At 32.0% G+C, this 7,234-nt stretch carries 11 protein-coding genes; 4 read left to right on the plus strand and 7 right to left on the minus strand.

Going from position 1 to position 7,234, the window contains the following annotated elements:
• Positions 1-10: 10 nt before the first annotated feature.
• A complete protein-coding gene (locus BOW55_RS15755; RefSeq protein WP_129024890.1) occupies positions 11-745 on the plus strand; it encodes an AAA family ATPase in 735 nt (244 codons plus the stop codon).
• A 49-nt stretch (positions 746-794) separates the two neighbouring features.
• On the opposite strand, the gene BOW55_RS15760 is transcribed toward BOW55_RS15755, so the two are convergent.
• From BOW55_RS15760 to BOW55_RS15775, 5 genes are all read right to left on the minus strand, one after another.
• Positions 795-1,436, minus strand: coding sequence for a thioredoxin family protein (locus BOW55_RS15760; RefSeq protein ID WP_371414532.1), 642 nt, complete (start codon positions 1,434-1,436; stop codon positions 795-797).
• Positions 1,417-1,572 carry a hypothetical protein gene (locus BOW55_RS21420; RefSeq protein ID WP_241686591.1) on the minus strand — a complete coding sequence of 52 codons (156 nt, stop codon included), beginning with the start codon at positions 1,570-1,572 and terminating at the stop codon, positions 1,417-1,419. The genes BOW55_RS15760 and BOW55_RS21420 overlap by 20 nt, the downstream gene beginning before the upstream one ends.
• Before the next feature lie 17 nt (positions 1,573-1,589).
• Positions 1,590-1,892, minus strand: a complete 303-nt coding sequence (locus BOW55_RS21425; protein WP_241686592.1) for a TlpA disulfide reductase family protein — start codon at positions 1,890-1,892, stop codon at positions 1,590-1,592.
• Between the two features lie 207 nt (positions 1,893-2,099).
• On the minus strand, positions 2,100-2,498 hold the full coding sequence (locus tag BOW55_RS15770; protein WP_129024892.1) for a hypothetical protein: 399 nt from the start codon (positions 2,496-2,498) through the stop codon (positions 2,100-2,102).
• 35 nt (positions 2,499-2,533) lie between these two features.
• Positions 2,534-2,851 carry a helix-turn-helix domain-containing protein gene (locus BOW55_RS15775; protein ID WP_129024893.1) on the minus strand — a complete coding sequence of 106 codons (318 nt, stop codon included), beginning with the start codon at positions 2,849-2,851 and terminating at the stop codon, positions 2,534-2,536.
• 165 nt (positions 2,852-3,016) lie between these two features.
• On the opposite strand from BOW55_RS15775, the gene BOW55_RS15780 reads away from it, so the two are divergent.
• From BOW55_RS15780 to BOW55_RS15790, 3 genes are all read left to right on the plus strand, one after another.
• Entirely contained in the window at positions 3,017-3,934 is a 918-nt protein-coding gene (locus tag BOW55_RS15780; RefSeq protein ID WP_129024897.1) for a DsbA family protein, read from the plus strand.
• A gap of 296 nt (positions 3,935-4,230) precedes the next feature.
• Positions 4,231-4,614: a hypothetical protein gene (locus BOW55_RS15785; RefSeq protein ID WP_129024894.1), complete on the plus strand. Its 384-nt coding sequence runs from the start codon at positions 4,231-4,233 to the stop codon at positions 4,612-4,614.
• A 269-nt stretch (positions 4,615-4,883) separates the two neighbouring features.
• The gene (locus BOW55_RS15790) at positions 4,884-5,165 is read left to right on the plus strand and encodes a PrgI family protein (RefSeq protein ID WP_129024895.1); all 282 of its coding nucleotides are present in this window, start codon (positions 4,884-4,886) and stop codon (positions 5,163-5,165) included.
• Between the two features lie 138 nt (positions 5,166-5,303).
• Here BOW55_RS15790 and BOW55_RS15795 read toward each other — a convergent pair whose 3' ends face one another.
• Positions 5,304-5,678, minus strand: coding sequence for an STAS/SEC14 domain-containing protein (locus BOW55_RS15795; protein WP_089059331.1), 375 nt, complete (start codon positions 5,676-5,678; stop codon positions 5,304-5,306).
• A gap of 162 nt (positions 5,679-5,840) precedes the next feature.
• Complete coding sequence (locus BOW55_RS15800) at positions 5,841-6,866, minus strand: NAD(P)-dependent alcohol dehydrogenase (protein ID WP_129024896.1); 1,026 nt, start codon at positions 6,864-6,866, stop codon at positions 5,841-5,843.
• Positions 6,867-7,234: the final 368 nt, after the last annotated feature.

Raw genomic sequence — 7,234 nt, forward strand, 5'->3', positions numbered from 1 at the left:
AAACACACAAATGAATCTGTACGAACTTGTTGTAAACGATACTGAAAAAATTGCGCTTACTGACTTGCTTTTCAGCGAAGAAAACAAAACGGCTTTGCTTAACACAATCAAAGAGCATAAATATATTGACGAATTAAAAAAATTCAACCTCAAAGTCGACAATAAAATACTCCTTCACGGCCATTCCGGCTGTGGTAAAACTACAACTGCAAAAGCCGTAGCAACAGCTTTAAATAAAAGCATTGTTATTATCAACCTCAGCACTTTAATTAATGCTAAAATTGGGGAAACTTCGAAGAATGTAAAGGCTCTTTTTGACAAAGCGATTCGTGAAAAAGCGGTTTTATTTCTAGATGAATTTGATCAAATTGGCAGAAGCCGAGAAAGTGACGATAAAGATGTTGCCGAAATGAGACGTTTGGTAAATACGATAATTCAGTTAATCGATTATTTCCCAACAGATAGTTTGTTGATTTGTGCCACAAACTTTTACAACAGTATTGATTCAGCCTTACTTCGCAGGTTTCAAATTAAACTAAAATTTGAAATGCCGAGTAAAAATGAACTGAATGTGTATTATGATAAAATACTTGATGTTTTTCCTGCCCATTTACAGGATATTTTACGTAAATATGATATTTCATATGCCGAAGCGAAAGATTACGTTCATACAGCGATGAAAAGACAAATTATTGCCGAATTGGAGCTTGAAGAACAAAAGAAACATATTGAAACTATTTCATAAAAAAACGCCTCAAAATTTTGAGGCGTTTTCATTTATAAAACAAATATTATTAAGCTTTAGCTTTTCTTTTCACAGTACAGCCAATTTCTTTAGTTTGTGTTACAGCAGGTTTTTGATTGCTTTTTAAAGCTGCAATTACATCTTCGGCATATTTTACTTTATCTGCTTTTGTGCCTTCTGGATCATTATCGATTGCACCAACATATTCTACTACATTTCCTTTTGCAGTTTTAGAAACTATAAAGATGTGAGGCGTACGTTTTGCACCATACTCATCGGTAATTTTTTGTCCTGGATCTAACAAGTATGGAAAAGGATATTTTTTCTCTTTTGCCAAATCCTGCATTTTATCAAAAGTATCTGCTTTAGAAGCTTCTGGATCATTAGGATTAATTGCAATTACAGGATATCCCTGTGGTTTGAACTTTTTATCTAAATCAATTATTCTTTGTTCGTAACCTACTGCATAAGGACACGTATTACACGTAAAAACTACTATATAACCTTTTGCTTTTGGAAAACTTGCAAAAGAAACCTCTTTATTATCTACATTTTTTAGTTTAAAATCTGGAGCGGTATCACCAGCTTTAAGTGTTGCAGTTTGAGCCTGAGCTAAAAAGGCAGAGAACGCCAGCGTTAATAAAAGAATTATTTTTTCATGGTTTTTGGATTTACAGTTTTTTATATTCAGTTAATAATTGTTCGTAAGTAAATTCACTTTCAACAAACTTTCGCTTGTCATTTTTTATAAAAAGAGTCGCCGGAATACTTCCTGACCAGCTTGGATCGATGCGGTCGATAAATTCCTGCGGACTTCCTTCATTCAATAGAAATACTTCGTTTTTCAGATTTTTCTTTTCACAAACGGAATTACATTCGAATTCAGCTTTGATTTAAAATCCAAACTTACTAGTAATACCGCCAACTTATCTGATTTGTGTTCTGCACTCAATTTTTCAAAATGAGGTAATTCTTTTATACAAGGCACACACCAAGTTGCCCAAAAATTAACCACATAAGTACTGTCTTTTCCCTTTTCAATTCTTTCGTTAAGCTGATCTATTGTTAGCAGTTTTACATTTTGACTATACGACGAAACTGAAAAAACAACAAATAGAAACAGATAAAAAATAGACTTGATTTTCATGAGGCACAATACTTTAGGTTTTTTTTGCCTCACAAATATAAACTAATGAAGTTTTAGTTTTTGTTAATGAAAGTTTAATACTAGAAAAAACGTTTAGTATAATTAGACTACTTAGTAAAAAAAAATGCTCCAGAGAAGCATAATATTTATAGCGATTATATACCCTATGATTTCAAGCTCCAGAGGAGCGAAACATTTTTTTTAATATTACCTTCCAGTTGTTACATTTAAATTGTTAACAAACAAGAGCGTTTCTCCATTATCCAATTTAGTAAGAGATAGAATTCCGTTTTTATTCTCATTTATTCCATTTATTCTAAAACAGAATTCATTACCATCTCTGTCCATGAAAGTTAAAAATTCGATAGTATCATTTGAATTGTTTTGACAGCGGTGAGAAATAGTATAACCATACATTACTTTAAAAACATCCTTATCATAATTATAGATTTTCCTGTCTTGAGTAAAAACCCATTTTGTATTTCGATTCCTGTCGGCATACCAAGTTCCAATAATTTTCTGTGAGGATGGCTCTTCTGTTTGATTACTCCCAAAACTTAATGGAAATTGCAACAGCATGAATAAAATTAAAACCAGTCTTTTCATATCTATTTAAGTTTTCTTTATACTTCAAAAAAAATCTATTTCTCCAAAAACAATTCTAGTTGCTTAAAAACAGGAATCAACGATTTTCCCTTCTCAGATAACGTATATTCAATGTGAAGCGGTTTTAGCTTGATAACCTTTTTATCTAAAAGTTCAAAATCTTCCAGTTCACGAAGTGCAACGGCGATCGATTGTTTATTTGATCCTTTTAAATCTCTTAAAAGTGTATTGAAACGCAGCGGTCCCTCTACTGCTAATAGAAAAATCTCTGGTTTCCACTTCCCTGATAATAACTTCAAAAGTGCTTGTGCCGGACATTCGTTATCTTTTTCTGCTTTACTTTCTGTAGTCATCTTTTTTAGACTAATTGATTTGTTATTAAATATAGGCGAGCTTTGTTATGTAAAAATATAAATTAAAACCTAAAGCAAGAATTATAAACAGTAATTATGAAAATACTTTCGCTGTTATTAATCCTGATTTGCAGTGCGAGCTGTCAATCGCAAACTAATTCTAGAATGAACGATAATAAAACAAATCCGTTACTGTGTGATCCTGAAAGCGGTATGTGCGAAATGCCAATTGGCAAAGCATCAAATGAAACAACGGTTATTAAATCCGAAAATAAACCTGTAAAAATTATTTATTATACAGACCCTATTTGTTCTTCATGCTGGGGAATTGAACCGCAATTAAGAAAACTAAAACTGGAATATTCTGAATATTTTGAAATAGATTACAAAATGGGCGGTTTACTGCCTGACTGGAGTTACAACAGCGGCGGAATCAGTAAACCCTCAGATGTTGCGCATCATTGGGATGAAGCAAGTCAGCATTACCAAATGCCTATCGATGGCGATGTTTGGCTTGAAGATCCTTTGAATTCTTCTTATCCTTCTTGCATTGCTATGAAAGCGGCTCAAATTCAGAATAAAGAAAAAGCAGTCATTTTTATGCGTATCCTTCGTGAGAAATTATATCTCGAAAAAAAGAATATTGCTAAATGGGAAAACATTGCTGAAGCGGCCAAAATTGCAAATCTTGATATTGCAAGACTACAAAGTGATTCTGAGGGAGATGCTAAAAAACTTTTTCAAGAGGATTTAAATTTAGCAAGAACACTTGGAGTAAGAGGTTTTCCTACCTTATTTTTTGCTGATGAGAATAACAATCAACTTACTGTTTATGGTTCTAAACCATATGCTCATTATGAAAATGCTTTGCTGGCATTATATCCTGAAGCAAAAAAGAAGACATTTAAAAATGAAAATCCATTATCTCTTTTTGAGATTTATCCAACATTGGCTCCAAAAGAATATGCCGTGATTTTAGATATTTCATATAATCAGGCGGAAGAAATACTTGATGAATTATTTAAGGATGGAAAATTGGGGAAAATATCTATAAAAAATCATTCACTTTATTTTAGAAGTTAGTTTTTTGGACCGAAGCCATAAAGATCATTTTCTTTATGGCTTTTTTAAGGTTTTTACTTAACTGCAGACTGCAATTTCTTTTGATTTCAGAACTAAACCTAAGTACCTGAAAATTATGCAGCTATAATCTATTTTTCTATAAAAGTATTTTCAATTTTTAAAGTACCTTTGTAAATATGCCAAAAACTAATGAGAATTAAACTCCTCTAAATCAACCACAAAAGAGGTTATTTTCTCTGTTTTCGGAATATATAAAAACTTTGGAAGCTAAGAAATAATGAAAAAACAGAAAAGTTATGAAAAAGCTAAACAACCAAGATTATGGTCTTAGAGACCCTGATTTTATGGATCAGGAAAATTTTGATTATACAGTAAATTTTTCACCTGACGAAGATCCATATCAATATCAAGAAGAGTTTATCGATGACGGACGAAATCAAACTTCTGATTTTAGTAGAAATGAATCGATAAGAATGGAAAACATTCCTAATGAAGAACGAGTTATAAACGAAGATAATTCGATCACTAATGATAGTGAAAAAGCAAATCAAGAGAAGGACAACAGCACTAATGAACTAAACTTTGAAAATGATCTAGAGAAAGAAAGGGATTTAGATGAAGATGAGGATTTAAGTGATTTTGATGCCGAGCATTATCCTGAAAATCATCCTAGAGCCTAAAACGGCTAAATTTTAGAACAAAACACCTTTAGCAAGTAAGAATCTAGGCTTTAGGATACAATTAACGTTTTTATCGTTTACTATTATAAACTTTTGTTAAACGCCGCCTGATGATTGATTTTGGCTAGATTTTCGCCGATCTTTATAATCTTACGATTTCTTTCTGGTTTAACAATCCGTAAAAAAAATCAACAGTTAAAAGTAGAATAAACGTAACAATTTTATTACATTAGACAAAATTAGGTATCATTAAAAAAATTATCATAATTATGGAAAAACTAAATTTTATAGACCCATTATTACACGGAATTAAACCTGAAAAAAAAGATTACAAGGACTATAGGCCATCTGTTAAACATTTAGTATTTGCGGGATTAGGTTCTCTTTTGGCTGGAGCTGTACTTAAAAAAGCCGGACAAAATAAAACGGCTGCAGTAGTAGGAAGTCTTGCAGTACCTTTGCTTGCAGCTGCATGCTATAAAAAGATAACAGAGACATCTAAAGAGAAAAGAGAAAAAACAGACAGCAGCGGTATCGAATATAATTATTAAGAAGCGCTTTAAGTTTCAGTTTAGGAATACTTAAAATATAAAACAAAAAACACCTGACAACTCACAAGTTATAATTAGATAACATCGTGAATTAGCAGGTGTTTTTTTTAGTTTAAAAGTAAAATTAGAATTAAATTTTTAGGCCAGATTGATATTCCCTTCTACCCAGTTTAATGCTTTATTAAAAGATTCTTTTCTAAAACCGTGAAATTCTCCCGGAACTACATAGCTGAATCCGTTTGCAAGCGAAATTATCTCCTCAGAATCTGATACTATCGCTGCTCTATTCCATTTTCCAAGATTCTTTAGACCTAGCAGTGCTTCTTGAAGCCACTCGCCTGCTGTAAATTTTTCTACTTCAGTATCTAAAACCAGTAAAAAATTAATCTCATTAGTCTGCTTTACCAAATGCTCGACGGCAGGAACTACAACAATCAAAAAATCTTCTTTTGTCATTTCTGCCAATGCTCTAAAAGCAACTAAATTATCAGTTGTGTCAATTTGATGTATCATGATATTACACTTTTTGAGTTATTATTTTTGAGCTTGCCAAGTCTTATTCCTTAAAAATATTAATTCTAATTTTACCATTAGAATAGTAAAAGGCAAGTCAAATTTACTATTAGATTTTTATTTTTTATTACACACTTTCATTCCTTTTTTACAACATTATAATTAGGGTATTAATACTGCTCTCCCTTTTATTTGTCCATGTCTTAGTTTATCATAAACTTCAACTGCTTGGTCTAAACTGTATTTTTCGACTTCAATATGAATCTTCTTTTGAAGCGCAAGCCCAATGACTTCCATTAATTCAGTTCTAGAACCCCAATAAGGATTTGTTAAACTTACACCAAATGGCAGACCATTCATATTGTATTCATAATTTCCGCCGCCAAGACCAACGATTGTTAAGTCTCCATCTAAACCAACAACTTTAGTTCCTAAGTCAATTGTAGAAGTTGCTCCAACAAAATCAATTACAACTTTGGCTTTTTTAATTCCTGTAATCTTCTTTATTTGTTCAGCTGCATCTTTATCCATAGAATTAATGGCATAAGCAGCTCCTAATTTTTTAGCAAATTCGAGTCTTTCTGGAGTTATATCGCAGGCTATAATAGTCGAGCCGCACATTTCTGATAAAATTTGAAGAGCCACATGACCTAATCCGCCAACGCCAATTACAACTACGTACTCATCTGGCATTAACTTATGCAATGATCTCTTTATAGCTGAATACGGTGTTAAAGCTGCATCTGTTAAAGGAGCTGCAATCACAGGATCTAAATCATGAATTGGTACCAGCAAACGCGATGAAGGTACCAGCATATAATCAGCCATTCCACCATTTAAACCAAGACCGCCGCCAAAAGCCATTTCAGACTGATGGTCGCAGTAATTTTCATTAGAATGCTGACAAGGTTTACAATGTCCGCATCCCCAAGGACCATAGACTAAAACTGCGTCTCCTTTTTTAAATCCTTTTACATCCTCTCCTATTTCTTCTATCCAGCCTGCGTTTTCATGTCCCAGTGTAAAAGTAACACCAGATACAATACCATCATCTATTATATGCAAGTCTGAATGGCATACTCCAGCACCTCCAATTTTTAATAATACCTCATCGCCCTTTGGAGATGGTTTTTCTAAATCATTTACAATTCTAACATCTTTATGTCCAAAAAAACGCACTGCTTTCATAAGATTTTTTTTATAAGTTAGTTTAGTAAATTTAATCAAATAAAATTCAACTATCACATTTTCAAGGCTATTTATACATTTCTTAACGCTATCTAAACCAAGAATCAAGAGTCTGGTTAAGTGTATAAAACACAAAAACCTATTTCAGTAAAGAAATAGGTTTTGTCAAAAAAATAAAAAATAAACTAACACAACATTTTAATTGTCTTTTAATACTAAATCATAAACTTTATTGGTTTAATTTAAAGTATCAACAACTATTTTATTGTTGTTATTATAGTTTGAATCTTGTATTGTTTATAAATGTTTTATTTAAAAAAATGAGCCGTATTTTCATTCATTAAAAAACGTAAACAATTAAAAAAACT

This window comes from Flavobacterium sp. YO12 (assembly GCF_004119495.1).
Lineage (GTDB): Bacteria > Bacteroidota > Bacteroidia > Flavobacteriales > Flavobacteriaceae > Flavobacterium.